The sequence below is a fragment of the Pseudomonas sp. SIMBA_067 genome, from assembly GCF_046534675.1.
GTDB lineage: Bacteria > Pseudomonadota > Gammaproteobacteria > Pseudomonadales > Pseudomonadaceae > Aquipseudomonas > Aquipseudomonas putida.
Genome location: NZ_JAWRYH010001412.1, coordinates 1 through 233 on the forward strand (window position 1 = coordinate 1; position 233 = coordinate 233).

1 protein-coding gene is annotated in these 233 nt (G+C 37.3%); it reads right to left on the minus strand.

Translation table 11 applies throughout. From position 1 onward, the window contains the following. A partial coding sequence (locus SB765_RS34035) for a hypothetical protein (protein ID WP_410933084.1) occupies nt 1-233 on the minus strand: 233 nt, incomplete at both ends.

Below are 233 nucleotides of genomic sequence, written 5' to 3' on the forward strand. Positions count from 1 at the left end.
GGTTTTTTATTTGTAATAATTTTAAATAGTAACTGCAGTTGGCGTAATAACTACCAAATGGCTCAACGGTCAGTGTTTTATTATTAAGCTGCGCGTTGTAATGAGAAAGCGTGTTATGCTCTTTTTCAACAACAATATCAATAGCAAGCTCTGCTTTTGCCCCGCTTAAATTGAATGCACACAACATCTTTTCTTCGTTTAATGTGCGGTAAAACGCCAAAATTGGCTCGGCG